An 18,139-nucleotide genomic window follows, 5' to 3' on the forward strand; every position below is an offset into this window, starting at 1 on the left:
CTCAGGGGCGCGTCCGGCTCAACTCCCCGCGGGTCCCGTCCAGTCGGCGGGGACGCGGGCGAGCCGGACGCGCTGGGGGTGGTCACCGACATCGACGGTGGCCACCTTCCGGCCGGTCGCGAAGTCGATCGCGGTCACCCGGTCGGCGCCGCTCTCGGAGATCACGCAGGACGTGCCGTCTCCGCTGACGGTCGCCCAGTAGGGCTTCGAGGCCTCGACGAGCGGACCCTCCCGCAGGGTCTTCCGGTCGACGACGGTGGCGTAGTCGTCCATCGTCCCGGCGACGCACAGCTTCGCGCCGTCGGGGCTGATGGACAGGCCGTGGTGACGCGAGTCGTTGACCCAGGTCGTGCGGTCCGGGTCGGTGGCGGGGTTGCCCGGGAGGTACTTGGCCCGGGTGATCCGGTCGGCGGCGATGTCGTACTCCAGGAAGCCGCTGAGGAAGGAGACCTGGAAGTACAGGGTCTTCTCGTCCGGGGTCAGGACCAGCGGCCGTACGGCGTCGGAGAGGTCGTCGCGGCCGAAGGCGTCCAGACGGTCGCGCATGTCGATGACGCGGACGGTCTCGAAGGTGGTGGTGTCGACGACGGTGATGCGGCGGTCGCCCTTGGTCCAGTCGAGCCAGGGCGCGTCGAGGGCGGTGGTCACCTCCCCGATCGACATGTTCCACAGGCGCCCGTCGGAGGTGAAGACGTTCTCGTGCGGCTTGTCGCCGGTGGCGAAGGAGCCGACCTGATGGCCGGTGGCGATGTCGAGGACGTGGACCTTGTTCGCCGTGGAGGCGGAGACGGCGACCCGGGTGCCGTCGGGCGAGACGGCCATGTGGTCGGCCCGGTAACCGGCCACGGGGAAGCGCCAGTTGATCCGGCCGGTGCGCAGGTCGAGGGAGACGACGTCGGCGAAGCTGGGGCGGGAGACGACCATGGCGGTGCCGTCGGGGGTCGCGTACATGTCGTCGACGAACTGGTCGTGCCCCTCGCCCGGACCGCTGCGGACACCGAGGAAGAAGGCGAGCCGGACGGGGTTCAGGTAGATCTCGCGCAGCCGTTCCGCCTTGTCGGGGACGACATTGACGCGCGCGATGCGGCGGAACGCGCCGCGGTCCTCGATGACGTCGGCCGTGCCGTCCCAGTTGTTGCCGACGAACATCACCTCCCGGAGGCCGGCCGGGCTCGTCCCCGCCTGGGAGGTGCCGGTGGCTCCCGTCGTCGCGAGCAGGGCGAGGGCCAGGGCGAGGGCGCCGCCGAACCGGCGGCGGCGACGGGGAACACGAGGGGACTCCATGAGGGGCCTTCTTCCATAGCGGGACCAGGACTTACCCGAAGTAACCATGTACATGTCAATCCAGGCAACCCCTCGTACCGGCACCGGGCCCGATGCGGGATCATGGAGGCAGGAACATCGAAGGGACGGAACGGACGATGAGGCACCGCAGTGTCGCCGACCTGATGACGCCGACCGCGATCGCGGTGCAGCGCGAGACCTCGTTCAAGGAGATCGCGCGGCTCCTCGACGAGTACGGCATCACGGCCGTCCCGGTCGTCGACGAGGAGAACCACCCCGTGGGCATCGTCTCCGAGGCGGACCTCCTGCGGCGGCACAGCGCGAAGGGCGGCCCCAGCACCGCCGAGGCGATGATGTCCACCCCCGTCCGCACGGCCCGCCCCTCCTGGACGGCGGTCGAGGCGGCCCGCCTCATGGAACGGCACCGGGTGAAGCGCCTGCCCGTGGTCGACGCGAACGGGCTGCTGATCGGCGTCCTGAGCCGCAGCGACCTGCTCCAGCTGTTCCTGCGGCGCGACCGCTCGATCCAGGAGGAGATCCGCGAGGACGTCGTCGTCCGCATCCTGCGCCTCTCCCCCGCCGCCGTCCACATCGACGTCGACGAGGGCGTGGTGACGCTCAGCGGCACGCTGGAACGGCCGGACCTGGGGCCGATCCTGGTCCGGCTGTGCGAGACGGTCGACGGCGTCGTCGAGGTCGTCGACCGGATCGCGTACGAGGACGAGGACGAGAACGAGAACAGGGGCGGGGACGGGAGCGAGGGCGGCGCGTCCTAGGAGACCGCCTCCGGCCAGCCGTATCCGGGGCCGGTGCGCCGGGGCAGGGTCCCCGAGCCCGCCGCCTCGATCTCGCGGTCGGCCTCCCTCGCGAGCTTCCCCGCCAGGTCCTTCATCGCCCGGCTCGCGGCGAGCTCGTCGCCGATGGCCGGGACGTTCCTGTCCGAGGGGTTGCAGCGGGCGGAGCCGTGGCCCGTGAGGGTCGACGCGCCGGTCCTCAGCCGCGCCTCGGCCTCGGTCCTGCTGCCCTCCTCGACCAGCTCCACGCCGACCGTCCATTCCATCTTGCGTGTCATGGCGCGCCTCCTCAGCTGTCGCGCTACCTCCAGCATCCGCCCCTCCCCGCCGTGGCGCACCGTCGCGCGGGGCTCCGGCGGCCCCACGTTGCATGACCATGCAGGATGATGCATACTCTTCCTATGTCTAAGGTCCTCACCTCCCTTCCCGCCGGCGAGCGCGTCGGCATCGCCTTCTCGGGCGGCCTCGACACCTCCGTCGCGGTCGCGTGGATGCGTGACAAGGGCGCCGTCCCCTGCACCTACACCGCCGACATCGGCCAGTACGACGAGCCCGACATCGCCTCGGTCCCGGGCCGCGCCAAGACCTACGGCGCCGAGATCGCCCGCCTGGTCGACTGCCGCGCCGCCCTGGTCGAGGAAGGCCTCGCCGCGCTGACCTGCGGCGCCTTCCACATCCGCTCCGGCGGCCGGGCCTACTTCAACACCACGCCGCTCGGTCGCGCGGTCACCGGCACGCTGCTCGTCCGCGCGATGCTGGAAGACGACGTGCAGATCTGGGGCGACGGCTCGACGTTCAAGGGCAACGACATCGAGCGCTTCTACCGGTACGGCCTGCTGGCCAACCCGCACCTGCGGATCTACAAGCCGTGGCTCGACGCCGACTTCGTGACGGAGCTCGGCGGCCGCAAGGAGATGTCGGAGTGGCTGCTCGCCCACGACCTCCCCTACCGGGACAGCGCCGAGAAGGCGTACTCCACCGACGCCAACATCTGGGGCGCCACGCACGAGGCGAAGACCCTGGAGCACCTGAACACGGGCGTCGAGACCGTGGAACCGATCATGGGCGTCCGCTTCTGGGACCCCTCGGTCGAGATCGCCACCGAGGACGTCACGATCGGCTTCGACCAGGGCCGCCCGGTGACGATCAACGGCAAGGAGTTCTCCTCCCCCGTCGACCTCGTCATGGAGGCCAACGCCATCGGCGGCCGCCACGGCATGGGCATGTCGGACCAGATCGAGAACCGGATCATCGAGGCCAAGAGCCGCGGCATCTACGAGGCGCCCGGCATGGCCCTGCTCCACGCGGCCTACGAGCGGCTCGTGAACGCGATCCACAACGAGGACACCCTCGCCCAGTACCACAACGAGGGCCGGCGTCTCGGCCGCCTCATGTACGAGGGCCGGTGGCTGGACCCGCAGGCGCTCATGGTCCGTGAGTCCCTCCAGCGGTGGGTCGGCGCGGCCGTCACCGGCGAGGTGACCCTGCGGCTGCGGCGCGGCGAGGACTACTCGATCCTCGACACGACGGGCCCGGCGTTCAGCTACCACCCGGACAAGCTCTCCATGGAGCGGACCGAGGACTCGGCTTTCGGCCCGGTGGACCGGATCGGCCAGCTCACCATGCGGAACCTCGACATCGCGGACTCGCGCGCCAAGCTGGAGCAGTACGCCACGCTCGGCCTGATCGGCTCGACCAGCCCGGCCATCGGCGCCGCGCAGGCCGCCGCGACCGGCCTGATCGGCTCCATGCCGGAGGGCGGCGCCGAGGCGATCGCCTCGCGCGGCGAGGTCTCCGGCGACGACGAGGCGCTGGACCGCGCCGCGATGGAGTTCGGCACGGACTGACCCGTACCCCGTGAGCACAGAGGGCCCGCCCGGCGCACCACGCGCCGGGCGGGCCCTTCGCGCTGCCCGCGCCCTCGGGGCCGATGGTCTCGCCGACGCGGCGGGCGGTGCCGGGGAGCGCGGCGCGGGCGAGGACGGCCCTGATCTCGCCCACGCGTCAGGCGTAGTGCGGGTACGCGCGGTCACTGACGGGCGGCGGGAGCCGGGAAAGTGGCGGGCCGTGCGGCCCTCGTACCCGCCGCAGTGGACGACCGCCCGCGCGTACGGCTCGGGGCCGTCGGTGACGAGGAAGCCGCCCTCGCCGGTGTTGATGGGCTGGTCGGCCAGGGGCCGCGGCGGCGAGCGGGGATCCGGCCGGCAGGTCCGGGGCGAGCGGGGCGAGCGCGATGGCGGCGGTGCGCTGGTGCGGGCCAGGGCGTGGGCGCGCCCGAGCCGCTCGGGTTTCAACCGCCCCCGGGGGGTGTCTCGGCCTTCCTCCGGCGGGCCTCGGCCTCCTGGGCGAGGCGGCGCAGGACGGCGAGGACGGGTTCGAGGAGGAGGACGACGATCGCGGCGTGCTCCGCGAGGCGGAGGCGGTCCTCGATGTTCTGGAGCCGGTCGAGGTCGAGTTCGGCCGCGGCGGCGGCGAGTTCGGCGTACGGGAGGAGGTCCTCGGTCGTGTAGTCCATGCCGAGTCGGCCGAGGTCCATGAGGCTCGCGGCGAGCGCGCGGCGGTGCGGGGACTGCGGGGAGACCTCCCAGCCCATCGCGTCGAGGAGCCGGTCGACCTCCGGGGCCCGCTCGTCGACGGCGTCCGTCTCGGCGGCGTCGACCGGGGTGGGCAGGGCGTAGTGGACGACCTCCAGGGTGGCGAGCGGGTCGAGGGGCTCGTCGAGCGCGGCGAGGACATCGCGGGTGGCGGCGATGGAGAGGCCGCCGCGCGAGGTGAGGGCGCGGATGAGGCGCAGCCGCTCGACGTGCTCGTCCCCGTACAGGGTCAGGGTCGCGCCGAGCGCGCGGCCGGGCGGGAGCAGGCCCTCGCGCAGGTAGTACTTGATCGTCCCGACCGGTGTCCCGGACAGGCGGCTGAGGTCGGAGATTCTCATGCGGCTCACTCGCTCGATCGGTCCTGTGTGAGCAGTCTCCCAGATTCCCAGGTGGGCGCGGAGACTGGAAAGTTTCACTGCTAGGTTAGAAAGTGCAACTTTCCAGAGCGTCATTGGGAGCCCCATGCCACCCCCCAGCCCCCACAAGCCGAGCCCCGCCCTCCGGGTGAGCGCACGCGGTCTGCTCCGCCGACGCAGCCTGTGGCTGACCTCGGCACTGACCGTCGGGCTGTTGTCCTTCGTCCTCTCGCTGCTCTACCTGGGTGCCAACAACGACCCCGTCGGCTCCCTGAAGGACCTGCCGGTCGCGCTCGTCGTCGAGGACCGCGGAGCCGAGGTCGGCGGCAAGCACGTCGACCTCGGGGCGCAGGTGGCGGAGCAGATCACGGCCTCCTCCCAGCTCGAGGACAAGGTCGCCTGGCAGCGAGTGGACCGGGCCGCCGCCGACGAGCTGCTCGACAGCAACAAGGTGTACGGCGCGCTCGTCATCCCCGAGGACTTCTCCGCCTCCGTCGCCGCGCTCGCGGGCCCGGTCCAGAACCGGCCCCACCCGCCGGCCATGACCGTGCTGACCAACCCCGCCGCCGGCAGCTTCGGCTCCTCGATGGCCGCCGAGATCAACCGCGAGGTCGTCCACACGACCTCCACGCAGTTGGGCGAGCGGCTCACCGCCCTGCTGAGCAAGCGCAGCGCCCACGCCGCCACGGCCGCGAAGCCCGGCGCCGCCGCGCAGCTGATGATCGCCGACCCGATCACGGTCACGGTCGAGGAGGGCCACCCCCTCGGTGACCACAGCGGCCTCGGTCTGAGCGCCTTCTTCTACACCCTCGTGCTCGTCCTCGGCGGCATGCTCGGCGCCAACGTGATCCACGCGCAGCTCGACACCGCGCTCGGCTACCTCGCCCACGAGACCGGACCGATCCGCAGGACCAGGCCGGTCCAGCACATCAGCCGCGTCCGGCACTTCGCGGTCGCCACCGTCCTGATGACCGTGGTCTCCGCGCTGACCTCGGCGCTCGCGCTGCTCGCCGCCGTCGGCGTCGTCGGCATCGACGCCGCCCACCTGACCCAGCTGTGGTTCTTCGGGACGTGCGCCACCGCCGCGATGGGCATCACCGCCCTGGCGCTGCTGGCCACCTTCGGCGCGCCCGGCCCGATCGTCTCCATGCTGGTCCTGATCGGCCTGGCCATCCCCTCGGCGGGTGCCACCATCCCGCTGGAGGCGCTCCCCGGCTTCTACCGGTTCCTCGCCGACTTCGAACCCTTCCGCCAGGTCGTCGACGGCGTGCGGTCGATCCTCTACTTCGACGCCCAGGCCGAGGCCGGACTCGGCCGTGCCTGGGCGATGACCGGTTTCGGCTTCGCCCTCTCGCTCCTCGGCGGTCTCGCCGTGACCCGGTTCTACGACCGCAAGGGCCTGCACCGGGTCGCGCCGGACACCCCCGCCCCGCGGCCGGCCCCGGAACCCCTCCCCGTCAGCTGACCTCCAGGCAGGACAGCAGGAAGTCCTTGACCTCGGTGGCGTGGAAACGTTCCCGCGCGTGCGCGGGCCGCGAGCAGAGGAGTACGGGCCCGTCCTCCGGGTCCTCCGGAAGGCGGCCGTGGCTGCCCCGGACGCAGGACGGGTCCGTCGGGACGACGGACATGCCGCCCCGGATGCCCAGCTTGAACTTGGCGACGCTCATCGCCGCCCTGGCCATCACCAGCGGGTCGGCCGGGTCGAAGAACAGTTCCGCCGGGTCGTATCCGGGCTTGCGGTGGATCTCGACGCCCCGGGCGAAGTCCGGGGCGCGGTCCTCGTCCAGCCAGTAGTAGTAGGTGAACCAGCTGTCGGCGGCGGCCACCGCGACGAGTTCCCCGGCCCGGGGGTGGTCGAGCCCGGCCTTCGCCTGCCCGTCCCGGTCGAGGACCTGCTCGATGCCGTCGACCTCCAGGAGGAGTTCCCGTACGCGTTCCACGTCCTCGGGGTCGGCGACGTACACGTGCGAGAGCTGGTGGTCCGGGGTCGCGAAGGCCCGCGAGGTCCAGGGGTCGAGGTACTCCATCCCCTGCTGCGTGTGGACGTTCAGGAGGCCCTCGCGGCGCAGGACCCGGTTGATGTCCACGGGCCGCCGGACCTCGGTGATGCCGTACTCGCTCAGCGCCACGACCGTGCTCCCGCGCGCCGCGAGGGCCGCGAGGAGCGGGGCGAGGACGGTGTCGAGCTCGCGGGCCGCGGTACGGGCCCGCGGGGAGTCCGGGCCGAAGCGCTGGAGGTCGTAGTCCAGGTGCGGGAGGTAGACGAAGGCGAGGTCCGGGTCGTGGTCGGCGAGGATCCGGCGGGTCGCGTCGACGATCCACCGGGAGGAGGCGAGCCCCGCCCGGGGCCCCCAGTAGTCGAAGAGCGGGAAGGGGCCGAGCGCCTCGGTGAGGGTGTCGCGGAGGCCGGCCGGAACGGTGTAGCAGTCGGGCGACTTGCGGCCGTCGTAGTGGTAGACGGGTCGCGGGGTGACGGTGATGTCGACGTCGGCCCCCATCGCGTACCACCAGCAGATGTTGGCGACCTTGAGGCCGGGGCGGGCGCGGCGGGCCGTCTGCCAGATCTTCTCGCCCCGGACGAGGGCGTTGTGCTGCCGCCAGAAGGCGACCTCGCCCATGTCGCGGTCGTACCAGCCGTTGCCGACGATGCCGTGCTCGGCGGGCATGAGCCCGGTGAGGAAGGTGGACTGGACGGAGCAGGTGACGGCGGGCAGGACCGTGTCGAGGGCGGCGGTGAAGCCGGTCTCGGCGGCGGCGCGCAGGTGGGGCATGTGGGCGAGCGTGCGCGGGGTGAGGCCCACGACGTCCAGGACGACGACACTCATCGGCTTCGGGTGCTCCTGTTCGGTTCGGGGACCACGGTGTCTCCCGCCAGTCCGAGGGCGAGGAGTTCGCGGCGCGTCCAGTCGAGTTCGGCGGCGATTCCGGCGGCGAGACCCGCCGCGTCGGTCGGGGGTTCGGGCAGCACGGACCAGGTGTAGGTCTCGGTCTCCAGGTGCCGGGTGACCGGCTGGTCGGCGCGCAGGAGCGCGGCGAGGGCGGCCCGCAGGACGGGCCGGGTGGAGACGAGCGGGGGAACGGGGTCGGCGTGCAGGGGGATGTGGAAGTGCGTACGCCAGGGGCTGTCGTCCCCGAGGCCGGTGAGGGCCTCCGTCAGGTCGTCGGTGCCGGTGGCGGGCCGCCCCGGACCGGCGGGGGTCCGGCGGGTCTGGTGGAGGAAGCGGGGTTCGTCGAAGGCGGCGAGCGCCGCCCTGGTGGCCGGGTCGGCCGGGTCCTCGGCGTGCAGGGCGCAGGAGATCTGGGCCTTGACCACGGGGATTCCGGCGTCGGCGAGCCTGCCCAGGGCCTCCTCGGGGGTCTCGAAGGCGACGGCGAGGTGGCAGACGTCGAGGCAGAGACCGAAGTGGCGCGGGTCGAGCCCGGACAGGTGCCGGACGGCGTCGTCGGTGGTCTCGACGACGCAGCCGGGCTCCGGTTCGAAGGCGATCCGGATGGTGCGTCCGGTCTCCCGCCGGATCGCGTCGAGTTCGTCGCCGAGGAGCTTGACCTGGTGGCCCGCCAGACCGGAGTGGTCCGGGAGCCACCCGTCGCGCCAGCCGAACGGGAGGGTGGAGATGCTGCCTTCCGGCACGTCGTCGGGCAGGAGTCCGGCGAGGACGCAGGCCAGGTTCTCGGTGTAGAGCCGTCGTTCGGGCGAGGTCCAGTCCGGGTGGTAGACGGCGTGCTTGACGACGGGCTGGTGGAATCCGCCGTACGGGAAGCCGTTCAGGGTCACCACTTCGAGTCCGCGCGCGGTCAGTTCGGAGCGGAGACGCCGGGTCAGGGCGGGGTCGGCGGCGAGCTCGGCGGCCGGCTCGTGGGCGAGCCACAGGCCGATGCCGAGGACCGGCTCGTCGAGGCGTTCGCGTACGGGCAGGGCGTGGGTGTCGAGCTGGGCGAGGATGCCGGCCAGGTCCTCGGCCGGGTGCACGTTGGTGCAGTAGCCGAGGTGGACGGTCGCGCCGCCGGGGTGGGCCAGCCGCATCAGCAGCCGCCCCGCCGTACGGAGTTCCCGGCGAACAGGTCCTCGGCGGCGGGGAGTTCGGGTTCGTCGAGGAGGAGACGGCCGCTCTGTCCGTAGAACTCGACGGGGTTGCGCCACAGCACCTGGTCGACGTCGTCCTCGGTGAACCCGGCGCCGAGCATCGCGAGGGCGGTGGCGTGGGTGCGCAGCGGGTCGCTGTGGCCCCAGTCGGCGGCGGAGTTGACCAGGATCCGGCGGGTGCCGTGCGTCCTGAGGATCGCGACCATGCGGTCCGGGTCCATCTTGGTGTCGGGGTAGATGGAGAAGCCCATCCAGCAGCCGGAGGCGGCGACGAGCGGCGCGGTGACCTCGTTGAGGTGGTCGACGACGACGAGCGAGGGGTCGATGCCGTCGGCGCGGACGATCTCCAGGGTGCGGGCGGTGCCGACGGCCTTGTCGCGGTGCGGGGTGTGCACGAGCGCGGGCAGGCCGTGTGCGCGGGCGAGCGCGAGCTGCGTGGTGAAGGCGTGCTCCTCGGCCTCGGTCATCGCGTCGAAGCCGATCTCGCCGACGGCGACGACGTTGTCCTTCACCAGGTAGCGGGGCAGGTCGTCGAGGACCGGGAGGCAGCGGGGGTCGTTGGCCTCCTTGGGGTTGAGGGCGAGGGCGCAGTAGTGCCGGACGCCGTACTGGGCGGCCCGGTAGGGCTCCCAGCCGAGGAGGGCGTCGAAGTAGTCGCGGAAGCTGCCCGGGCTGGTGCGCGGCTGGCCGAGCCAGAACGCGGGCTCGACGAGGGCGCGGACGCCGGCGGCGGCCATGGCGCGGTAGTCGTCGGTGGTGCGGGAGGTCATGTGGATGTGGGGGTCAAAGATGCGCATGGCGGTCTCCCGTGTCGTGGAGGTCGAGCCGCGTCAGCAGGTCCTCGGGTACGGCCCGGCCGGCGGCGGTGCGCTCGGTCGCGAACGCCCGGAACATGCGGACGAGTTCGGGGTCGGTGCGGCGGGCGAGGCCCGCGACGGCGTCCAGCGGGATGCCCATGAAGACGCATTTCAGGACGGCCTGGCGCCAGGCGGCCTGGTCGAGGTGCCGGGCCGCGTACGGGCCGACGGCGGCGGTGACGAGCCGCGCGTCGTTGGCGCGGAGGGCGTCGGCGACGAGCGGGAGCGCCCCGTCCCCGAGGGCTCCGTCGCGGTCGAGGAGCGGCAGGGCCCGCAGGACGGCGAGCCGTTCGGCGGCGTCCCCCTGCCCGTACACCTCCGCCAGGGCCTTCGCCCGCTCGGGCCCGGTGCCGGGCAGGGCCTGGAGCAGCTGGGCGCGTACGGCGTCCCCGGTGCCGGGGGCCGTCTGTCGGGCGGCGACGGGGAAGAGCGTGGCGAGCGCGCCCGGGTCGGCGGCGACGCGGCGGACCGCTTCGGCCGTCCAGGGGTGGGCGGAGGCGGCCCGCAGGGCGTCGAGCGAACGGGCGGCGGTGCGCGGGCCGCTGTGGCCGTGGCGCGGGAGTTCGACGGAGACGAGCCCGCCGTACCCGGACGCGGCGAGCGCGGCGAGGACCGGCGGGAAGTCGATCTCGCCGTCCCCGAACTCCAGGTGCTCGTGGGTGCCCCGCCGCATGTCCTCGATCTGTACGTTGACGAGCCAGGGCGCGGCGCGGCGTACGCAGTCGGCGGGCGCGGCCGTCTCCAGGCACTGGCAGTGGCCGATGTCGAGGGTGAGGCCGAAGGTGTCCGGGTCCCCGAGGGCCGCGCGCAGCCGCTCGTACCCGTCGAGGTCCTCGATCAGCATCCCGGGCTCGGGCTCGAAGCCGAGCCGGACGCCGGTGAGCCGGGCGGTCTCGACGAGGGCCGCGCAGCCCTCGGCGAGGTGGCGGAAGGCCTCCTCGTCGGGCGTCCCGGGCTCGGGGCTCCCGCTCCAGAAGGAGACCGCCTCGGCCTCCAGGTCGGCCGCGATGCCGACGGCCCGGCGCAGGTACCCGAGCCTGCGGGCGCGTCCCTCCGGATCGCTGTCGAGCAGGGTGGGGGCGTGCTTGCGCCAGGGGTCGAGGAGGTAGCGGGCGCCGGTCTCGACGACGACGGCGAGGCCCAGGGCGGAGAGCCGGCGGCGGGTGCGGGCGAGCCGGCGCCCGAGGTCGGCGGTGTACGGGTCCAGGTGGCCGCGGTCGAGGGTGAGGGCGACTCCGGTGTAGCCGAGTCCGGCGATCACCTCGAGGGCCTCGTCGAGGCGGTGGTCGCCGAGGCCGTTGGTGCCGTAGCCGAAACGGAGCGCGGCGGGCCCGCCGGGGGGTGCGGGGGGTGCGGTCATGTCGGGGACACCTTCCGGGACAGGCCCCTGGCCAGGGGGTAGGCGGCCAGGAGCGAGAGCGCGGCACGGATCGAGCCGCCGCGCGCGGTCAGCGCCGCCTGGAGCGGGATCATGGCGTGGATCCCGGCCCCGACGGCCCGCTGGAGGTGGGGGGCGTCGGGGCGGACGGTCGCGGCCAGCTGGGCGGAGCCGGCCGCGAGGGCGTAGCCGCCGAGGAGGGCGGTGGAGGCGGCGCGGTGGGCGCGGGCGGCGGTCGGCGGGGTGAGCGCGGCGGCGACGAGGCCGACCGCGCCGGTGGCGGCGAGCGCCCCGGCGGGCAGGGAGGCGCCCCCGCCGAGGGTCTCGCGGCGGCTGACCGCCGTGACCGCGTACGTGTGCCCGGCGAGGAGGGCGGCGGGGGCGAGGGCGCGGCGGGACCGGCGGGCGCCCGCGCCCATGAGGACGTCGAGGCCCCGGGCGGCGGCCATGGCGGCGGGCCCGTACCGGGTGTTCTTGAGGCGGAGGTCGTAGGCCCAGACGGTGGCGGCGAGCGGGACGGCGACCGCCAGGGTGTCGCGGCCCCCGGCCGCGGCGGCGGCGGTGAGCCCGGCCGTGGTGAGCACGGCGGCGGTCGCGAGGGCGGCGCCGGGGCCGACCCGGCCCGAGGGCACGGGGCGGCCGGGGCGTTCCTCGGCGTCCTCCTCGCGGTCGGCGTAGTCGTTGAGCGCCATGCCCGCCCAGTACAGGCAGGTCGAGGCGGTCGCGAGGCGGACCGTCGGAGCGGCGGGGCGTCCGCTCGCGGCGGCGCCCGCGAGGGTGTCGCCGAGGACGGTGAGCGCGGCGGGAGCCCGGACGAGCTCCGCGAAGGCGCGGGCCCGCGCGCGGAGTCCGGCGGTCACCGGGCCGCCTCCCCCGCGTACCAGGCCCGCAGCGCCTCGAACTGGGTGACCAGACGGTGTTCGGCCGCCGAGCCCTCCGCCCGTACCGGGTCCTTGAAGAAGAAGGACAGCTGCTCCTGCGGTCCGGTGGCGCCGAGCTCGCGGGCGCGGGCGAGGAAGCGGGCGAGGTCGAGGACGAGGGGCGCGGCGAGCGCGGAGTCGACGCCCTGCCAGGTGAACTGGAGGGTCATGGCGGTGCCGAGGAAGCCGTCGAAGGCGATGTGGTCCCACGCCGTCTTCAGTTCGCCCATGCTCGGTACGTAGTCGATGTGGGTGAGGCCCTCGACGCCGTCGCCGAGCATGGCGGTGAGGCCGCTGCGCTTGGAGGTGTTCTTGCTGAGGGCGGCCTGGGGGTCGGCGAGGGTCGCGCCGTCGCCGCCGCCGAGCAGGTTGGTGCCGGACCAGGACCGTACGCGCAGGGCGCGGTGGGCGAACATCGGTCCCAGGGCCGTACGGACGAGGGTCTCGCCGGTCTTCCCGTCGCAGCCCGCGTACGGCAGGCGGCGCAGCTGGGCGAGGGTGTGCAGGGCCGGGACGCGGAGGCCCTGGGAGGGGGTGAACCCGATGTGGGCGCAGTCGGCGCGCAGGGCCGCGTAGGCATAGAGGGAGCTGGCCGGGAGGACGTCGGGCTCGTGGTCGAGGGCTTCCTCCAGGCTGGTGAGGTCGCCGTGGGCCGGGTGGGCGGCGGCCGGGGGTTCGGTGGAGGAGACGTCGACGACGACGATCTGGTCGAGGCCGTGGCGCTCGCGGAAGGAGACGAGGTCCGCGGTGAGCGCGGTGGCCGCCTCGCGCAGGGGCCGGGCGGAGGGCGTGCGGGCGCCGGGGCGGATCTCGCGGTCGGCGGCGAGGAGCGCCGTCTCGACGGCGGGGAGCAGCATCGCGGGGAACACTCCCCCGGCGGCGAGCTGTTCGGCCCGCTTGGTCAGCGGCGTGTCGGTGACGTCGTGGCCGCCGAGGACGAGGCGGTCGAGGGCGGGGAGTCCGGCGCCGTCGAAGTCGTCGAGGGCGGAGACCAGGCCGGTGGGCGGGACGAGGCCGGCGGCGAGGGCGGCGGCGCCGACGGCGGCCGTGGTGGCGACGGAGCCTCGGGCGCCGACGAACCAGACGCCGACGCGGCCGGGTGCGGCGGGGGTGTTCTCACTCATGGCGGGTTCCCTCCTTCGGGTCTTCGGTGTCGGTGGTGTCTCCGGTGGCGGCGGTGGCGAAGGCGGCGTCGAAGGACGCGGCCGGGAGCCGGGTGGCCGCGAGGCGGCGGATGAGACCGACGGCCTCAGCAGCTCCGTCGAGGCGGTCCATTCCGGCGTCCTCCCACTCGATGGAGACGGGGCCCTCGTAGCCGATGAAGTTGAGCGCGCGGAAGCAGTCCTCCCAGGGCACGTCCCCGCGGCCGGTGGAGACGAAGTCCCAGCCGCGCCGGGGGTCGCCCCAGGGCAGGTGGGAGGAGAGGCGTCCGCGGCGGCCGTCGCCGACACGGACGCGGGTGTCCTTGCAGTCGACGTGGTAGATGCGGTCGGCGAAGTCGAGGAGGAAGGCGGCGGGGTCGATGTCCTGCCAGACCATGTGGGACGGGTCCCAGTTGAGGCCGAAGGACGGCCGGTGGCCGATGGCGTCGAGGGTGCGGCGGGTGGTCCAGTAGTCGTAGGCGATCTCGCTGGGGTGAACTTCGAGGGCGAAGCGGACGCCGTGCTCCTCGAAGACGTCGAGGACGGGGTTCCAGCGGTCGGCGAAGTCGCGGTAGCCGGCCTCGATCATGCCGGGGGTGGCGGGCGGGAACATGGCGACGGTGTGCCAGATCGACGAGCCGGTGAAGCCGACGACGGTGTCGACGCCGAGGAGCGCCGCCGCCCGGGCGGTGTCGGCCATCTCGCGGGCCGCGTTGCGCCGTACGGTCTCGGGGTCCGCGTCCCAGAGGCGGGCGGGCAGGATCGCCCGGTGCCGCTCGTCGATGGGGTCGTCGCAGACGGCCTGGCCGACGAGGTGGTTGGAGATCGCCCAGACGGAGAGGCCGTGTGCGTCGAGGACCTCCCGCTTCCGGCGGACGTAGGCGGGGTCGGCGAGGGCGCGGTCGACCTCGAAGTGGTCGCCCCAGCAGGCGATCTCCAGGCCGTCGTAGCCCCATTGGGAGGCGAGCCGGCAGACCTCGTCGAACGGGAGGTCGGCCCACTGACCGGTGAAGAGGGTGATCGGACGGGTCATGGCGTGTCCACTTCCGGCATCAGGAACAGGGGGTGTGCGTGTGGTGCGGGAGGGGCGGGGCCGAGGGCCGCCGGGGTGGGGCCCGGGGCCGTCCGCGGTCAGGGTGCGGGCGGCCCCGGGTGTCCGGGTGGGGCTCAGCCGATCAGGCCGAACCTCCACAGCTGGCTGGTCGCGCGGTTGGCGCAGCGGACCGTGGTGAGCTGGACGTCGTTCGCGGTGGAGGCCTGCGGGATGTCCAGGCACTTGCCGGTGGAGACCGAGACGATCTGGTAGGAGCCCGTGGTCTTCTCCACGAGCTTCCAGCGCTGGTCGGTCGCGGTGGCGGAGCAGGTCCACTGCTGGACGTTCACGGCGCCCTTGGCGTCGGGCAGGTCCAGGCACTTGCCGCTGTGGACCGCGGAGAGGGTGAAGGCGCCGGTGCCGGCCGCCGTGAGCCGCCACTGCTGGTTGGTGCCGCCGTTGGCGTCGTACTGGATGACGGCCGCGCCGTCGGCGGTGGATCCGCCGCGCACGTCCATCTTCTTGGCGCTGTGGGCGCTGGTCACGGCGTAGGTGCGGCCGCTCTGCGGCGGGACCGGAACGCCGGTGCCGGAGCCGTCGAACTCGATCGCGTCCACGTCGTAGGAGCGGTTGGTGGGCGCCTTGAAGACCGCGTACACCGTCTGCGTACCGCCCGGATCGGTGATCGGGACCGGCACGGTGGTGACGTACGTGTCCCAGTCGCCGGTGGCCGGGACGGGGGTGGTGGAGATCAGGGCGCCGGTCGGCGAGCCGGCCCGGAGCTCGATGGAGCCGCCGGTCGCGGTCGGGGCCGAGAGGCGGAAGGTGACGGTCCGCACGCCGGTCAGGTTCAGGGGCGAGAAGGAGACCCAGTCGCCGTCGTCGATGTCGCCGAGGCGCTTGCCGTTCTCGGCGCCGCTCTGCTCGACGACGCGGATGCCGGACTGGGCGGTGAAGTACTCGGCCTGCTTGTGGCGGGGCTGGAGCTTCACCGTCGTGGTGCCCTGGAGCCCGCCGTCGTCGACGTAGTCGGCCGAGAGGACGACGGAGGTGTCGGCGGTGGCGTCGTGGCCCGAGGCGCTGGTGGTGATCGTGCCGGTGCAGCCGGTGAACTGGCCGGTGTCGTGGCTGTGGCTGTCGTGGCCGAGGGCTGCGGTGACGACGACCCGGGAGCAGTCGACGGCGCCGTCCTCGGGGTCGGTCACGGAGACCGTGTAGGTGAGCGTGTCGCCGTAGTTGACGACGCTGCCGTTGGCGGGGGTGACGAAGGTGACCTTGGGGCGGGTGTTGCCGACGGTGATGGTGGTGCTGGCGATGCCCGCCTTGCCCGCGGGGTCGGAGACCGTGAGCCGGGCCGTGTAGGTGCCGTTGACGGTGTAGGTGTGCGTCGGGTTCGCGCCCGTGCCGGTGGCGCCGTCGCCGAAGTCCCAGGCGTAGGTCAGGCCGTCGCCGTCGGGGTCGGCGGAGCCGGCCGCGGAGAAGGTGACCTGGAGCGGACCCTGACCGGAGTCGGGGGTGGCGGCGATCTTCGCGAGCGGGGTGCGGTTGCCGGCGACGTAGTCGACGCGGTAGATGCCGTCGTCGGTGTTGGAGTGGCCGAAGCCGTTGCCCCACTCGGCGACGTACAGGGCGCCGTCGGGGCCGAACTTCATGTCGATCGGCGCGCGCGGGGCGAGCTCGGCGACGAACGGGCTGATCTTGAGGAGGCCGCCGGCCCCGTCGAGACGGAACTCCTTGACGACGTTACGGCTCCACTCGTAGAAGAACGGCGTCTTGTCGTAGTACTCGGGGAACTTCCGCTCCGAGGTGCTGGCAGCGTCGTAGCGGTAGAACGGGCCGCCCATCGGGGCCGCGCCGCCGGTGACCTCGATCTCGGGGAACTCCTCGGAGGCGTGGTAGTCGTACCAGACCGTGGCCGCCTTGGCCGGGGGCAGGTTCGTCAGGCCGGTGTTGTTCGGCGAGTTGTTGACGGGCGCCGCGCAGTCGAACTTCGCGCCGGAGGTGCTGGTGGCGAAGTCGTAGTCGTTGAACGGGGTGTTGTTCCCCACACAGTACGGCCAGCCGTAGAAGCCGGGGCCCTTGATCAGGTTCCACTCGACGGTGCCCTCGGGTCCGCGGTTGGGGTTCTCCTGGCCCGCGTCGGGGCCGTACTCGCCGGCGGAGATCCAGCCGGTGACCGGGTCGACGCCGAAGCGGAAGACGTTGCGGAAGCCCATGGCGTAGATCTCGGGCCGGGTCTTGGCGGTGCCGGGCGCGAACATGTTGCCCGCCGGGACCGTGTAGCCGCCGCCCGCCTCGGGGTGGACGCGCAGGATCTTGCCGCGCAGGTCGTCGGTGTTGGCGGAGGAGCGCTGGGCGTCGTACTTCTCGCGGCCCGGCCGCTCGTCGATCGGCGTGTAGCCGTCGGAGGCGAAGGGGTTGGTGTCGTCGCCGACGCCGATGTAGAGGTTGCCGCCGGGGCCGAAGTCGAGGCCGCCGCCGGTGTGGCCGGGCTCGTCGGTCTCGCGGTAGGCCGGGACCTCGATGACGGTCTTCTCGCTGGCCATGTCGAGGGTGTCGTCGCTCTTGACGGTGAACCGCGAGACCCGGTTGATCTCGGCGGTGCCGGCCGGCGAGTGGTTCACGTACACCCAGCGGTTGGTGGCGAAGTCCGGGTCGAGGGCGAGGCCGATGCCGCCGTCCTCGCCGCCGTCGTACACGTTGAGGCGTCCGGCCACGTGGGTCTCGGGCACGTCGTCGTGGGTGTGGATGAAGTTGACCGCGCCGGAGCGGGAGACGTACCAGACCTCGCCGTCGTCCGCCACGTCCAGCTGCATGGGCTGGTCGGGCGCGCTGTCGAGGGTGACCTTCTGGTAGCGGTTCCTGACCGTGCCGCCGCAGTCACCGGCCTCGTTTCCGGCCGCCCACTTGAGGCCGCCGAGGAGGTGCTGCTTGAACAGCGGCTCGCTGTACGAGGCGGTCTCGTGGCCCATGGCGGTGGCCCAGACCTTGCCGCCCTCGGTGTTGCGGCACCAGGAGATGGGGTGGTCGGCGCCCATCCTCGCGCCGCCCGCGTCGTACGTGGTCTCGTCGGCCGTGACGAGGACGTGCACGTCACCGCGCGCGTTCTTGTCGAAGTTGTACCACTCCTCGGCCCGCGTCCAGCGGTCCGGGAGGCCCTTCGTGGACGGGTGGGCCTGGTCGGCGACCTTGGCGGTGCCCTGCACGATGCTGGAGTGCGCGGTCATGTGGGCGCCGGCCATGAGGACGTCGTCCCACCAGGGGAACTGGGACTCGATGTTCATGTCCGTGGCGTTGTGGACGGCCACGATGCCGTGTCCGCTGCGCACGTACTCCTGGGCGGCGGCGCGCTGGGCATCGGTGTCCCACACCATGCCGGAGGTCTGGAGCATGACCACGGCGTCGTAGGAGTTCAGGGTGGCGGTGTTGAAGACGCTCGCGTCCTCGCTGCGGTCCACCTGGAAGTTGTTGTCGGCACCGAGCTGGTCGAAGGCCTGGACGGCCGCGTCCATGGAGGCGTGCCGGTACGCGCCGGCCGCCGTCTTGGTGAAGAGGAGGACCTTGAAGTCGGGATTCTCGGCCGCCTGGGCGAGGGTGCCGGGCAGGAGGAGGGCGCCGAGTGTGGTGACGGTCAGAGCCGCCAGGAAGCGGCTCCGTCGTGATGTCTGCACTGTGATCTCCGTGAAGGGGAGGGGAG

General features: G+C 73.1%; 14 protein-coding genes. 3 read left to right on the forward strand and 11 right to left on the reverse strand.

Annotated features, from left to right (window positions below):
* Positions 1-18: 18 nt before the first annotated feature.
* A complete protein-coding gene (locus tag ACFC0Z_RS09485) occupies positions 19-1,284 on the reverse strand; it encodes a YncE family protein (protein WP_376434517.1) in 1,266 nt (421 codons plus the stop codon).
* A gap of 137 nt (positions 1,285-1,421) precedes the next feature.
* Between ACFC0Z_RS09485 and ACFC0Z_RS09490 the strand changes: the two genes are divergently transcribed.
* A complete protein-coding gene (locus ACFC0Z_RS09490) occupies positions 1,422-2,060 on the forward strand; it encodes a CBS domain-containing protein (protein WP_376434519.1) in 639 nt (212 codons plus the stop codon).
* Here the strand turns inward: ACFC0Z_RS09490 and ACFC0Z_RS09495 are convergent.
* Complete coding sequence (locus tag ACFC0Z_RS09495) at positions 2,057-2,356, reverse strand: DUF1876 domain-containing protein (protein WP_376434521.1); 300 nt, start codon at positions 2,354-2,356, stop codon at positions 2,057-2,059. The two genes, ACFC0Z_RS09490 and ACFC0Z_RS09495, sit on opposite strands and share 4 nt — an antisense overlap.
* A gap of 123 nt (positions 2,357-2,479) precedes the next feature.
* Here ACFC0Z_RS09495 and argG point away from each other — a divergent pair, with 123 nt between their 5' ends.
* Positions 2,480-3,925, forward strand: coding sequence for an argininosuccinate synthase (argG, locus tag ACFC0Z_RS09500; protein WP_376434523.1), 1,446 nt, complete (start codon positions 2,480-2,482; stop codon positions 3,923-3,925).
* Between the two features lie 443 nt (positions 3,926-4,368).
* Here argG and ACFC0Z_RS09505 read toward each other — a convergent pair whose 3' ends face one another.
* Positions 4,369-5,010: a MerR family transcriptional regulator gene (locus ACFC0Z_RS09505; protein ID WP_376434525.1), complete on the reverse strand. Its 642-nt coding sequence runs from the start codon at positions 5,008-5,010 to the stop codon at positions 4,369-4,371.
* 124 nt (positions 5,011-5,134) lie between these two features.
* On the opposite strand from ACFC0Z_RS09505, the gene ACFC0Z_RS09510 reads away from it, so the two are divergent.
* A complete protein-coding gene (locus tag ACFC0Z_RS09510) occupies positions 5,135-6,493 on the forward strand; it encodes a YhgE/Pip domain-containing protein (protein WP_376434527.1) in 1,359 nt (452 codons plus the stop codon).
* Here ACFC0Z_RS09510 and ACFC0Z_RS09515 read toward each other — a convergent pair.
* The 8 genes from ACFC0Z_RS09515 to ACFC0Z_RS09550 all read right to left on the reverse strand — a co-directional run bounded on the left by ACFC0Z_RS09515 (position 6,486) and on the right by ACFC0Z_RS09550 (position 18,113).
* Positions 6,486-7,853: an alkaline phosphatase family protein gene (locus ACFC0Z_RS09515; protein ID WP_376434528.1), complete on the reverse strand. Its 1,368-nt coding sequence runs from the start codon at positions 7,851-7,853 to the stop codon at positions 6,486-6,488. The two genes, ACFC0Z_RS09510 and ACFC0Z_RS09515, sit on opposite strands and share 8 nt — an antisense overlap.
* Positions 7,850-9,052, reverse strand: a complete 1,203-nt coding sequence (eboE, locus tag ACFC0Z_RS09520) for a metabolite traffic protein EboE (RefSeq protein ID WP_376434530.1) — start codon at positions 9,050-9,052, stop codon at positions 7,850-7,852. Before eboE ends, ACFC0Z_RS09515 begins: the two co-directional genes overlap by 4 nt.
* Complete coding sequence (locus ACFC0Z_RS09525) at positions 9,052-9,909, reverse strand: TatD family hydrolase (protein WP_376434531.1); 858 nt, start codon at positions 9,907-9,909, stop codon at positions 9,052-9,054. The genes eboE and ACFC0Z_RS09525 overlap by 1 nt, the downstream gene beginning before the upstream one ends.
* Entirely contained in the window at positions 9,896-11,329 is a 1,434-nt protein-coding gene (locus tag ACFC0Z_RS09530) for an EboA domain-containing protein (protein WP_376434533.1), read from the reverse strand. Before ACFC0Z_RS09530 ends, ACFC0Z_RS09525 begins: the two co-directional genes overlap by 14 nt.
* The gene (locus tag ACFC0Z_RS09535) at positions 11,326-12,207 is read right to left on the reverse strand and encodes an SCO3242 family prenyltransferase (RefSeq protein ID WP_376434535.1); all 882 of its coding nucleotides are present in this window, start codon (positions 12,205-12,207) and stop codon (positions 11,326-11,328) included. Before ACFC0Z_RS09535 ends, ACFC0Z_RS09530 begins: the two co-directional genes overlap by 4 nt.
* Entirely contained in the window at positions 12,204-13,391 is a 1,188-nt protein-coding gene (locus ACFC0Z_RS09540) for an inositol-3-phosphate synthase (RefSeq protein WP_376434537.1), read from the reverse strand. Before ACFC0Z_RS09540 ends, ACFC0Z_RS09535 begins: the two co-directional genes overlap by 4 nt.
* Positions 13,384-14,442, reverse strand: a complete 1,059-nt coding sequence (locus ACFC0Z_RS09545) for a sugar phosphate isomerase/epimerase family protein (protein ID WP_376434539.1) — start codon at positions 14,440-14,442, stop codon at positions 13,384-13,386. Before ACFC0Z_RS09545 ends, ACFC0Z_RS09540 begins: the two co-directional genes overlap by 8 nt.
* 134 nt (positions 14,443-14,576) lie before the next feature.
* On the reverse strand, positions 14,577-18,113 hold the full coding sequence (locus ACFC0Z_RS09550; RefSeq protein WP_376434541.1) for a ThuA domain-containing protein: 3,537 nt from the start codon (positions 18,111-18,113) through the stop codon (positions 14,577-14,579).
* Between the last annotated feature and the right edge of the window lie 26 nt (positions 18,114-18,139).

Origin of the sequence: Streptomyces sp. NPDC056144 (assembly GCF_042264145.1) — a bacterium.
Classification (GTDB): Bacteria; Actinomycetota; Actinomycetes; order Streptomycetales; family Streptomycetaceae; genus Streptomyces.

Bases quoted from the DNA above. Each gene is read 5' to 3' on its own strand.
- ACFC0Z_RS09495 (WP_376434521.1), bottom strand. From the start codon at position 2,356: ATGACACGCAAGATGGAATGGACGGTCGGCGTGGAGCTGGTCGAGGAG.
- ACFC0Z_RS09510 (WP_376434527.1), top strand. From the start codon at position 5,135: ATGCCACCCCCCAGCCCCCACAAGCCGAGCCCCGCCCTCCGGGTGAGC.
- ACFC0Z_RS09490 (WP_376434519.1), top strand. From the start codon at position 1,422: ATGAGGCACCGCAGTGTCGCCGACCTGATGACGCCGACCGCGATCGCG.
- ACFC0Z_RS09525 (WP_376434531.1), bottom strand. From the start codon at position 9,909: ATGCGCATCTTTGACCCCCACATCCACATGACCTCCCGCACCACCGAC.
- ACFC0Z_RS09545 (WP_376434539.1), bottom strand. From the start codon at position 14,442: ATGACCCGTCCGATCACCCTCTTCACCGGTCAGTGGGCCGACCTCCCG.
- argG (WP_376434523.1), top strand. From the start codon at position 2,480: ATGTCTAAGGTCCTCACCTCCCTTCCCGCCGGCGAGCGCGTCGGCATC.
- ACFC0Z_RS09505 (WP_376434525.1), bottom strand. From the start codon at position 5,010: ATGAGAATCTCCGACCTCAGCCGCCTGTCCGGGACACCGGTCGGGACG.
- ACFC0Z_RS09540 (WP_376434537.1), bottom strand. From the start codon at position 13,391: ATGAGTGAGAACACCCCCGCCGCACCCGGCCGCGTCGGCGTCTGGTTC.
- ACFC0Z_RS09485 (WP_376434517.1), bottom strand. From the start codon at position 1,284: ATGGAGTCCCCTCGTGTTCCCCGTCGCCGCCGCCGGTTCGGCGGCGCC.
- eboE (WP_376434530.1), bottom strand. From the start codon at position 9,052: ATGCGGCTGGCCCACCCCGGCGGCGCGACCGTCCACCTCGGCTACTGC.
- ACFC0Z_RS09530 (WP_376434533.1), bottom strand. From the start codon at position 11,329: ATGACCGCACCCCCCGCACCCCCCGGCGGGCCCGCCGCGCTCCGTTTC.
- ACFC0Z_RS09515 (WP_376434528.1), bottom strand. From the start codon at position 7,853: ATGAGTGTCGTCGTCCTGGACGTCGTGGGCCTCACCCCGCGCACGCTC.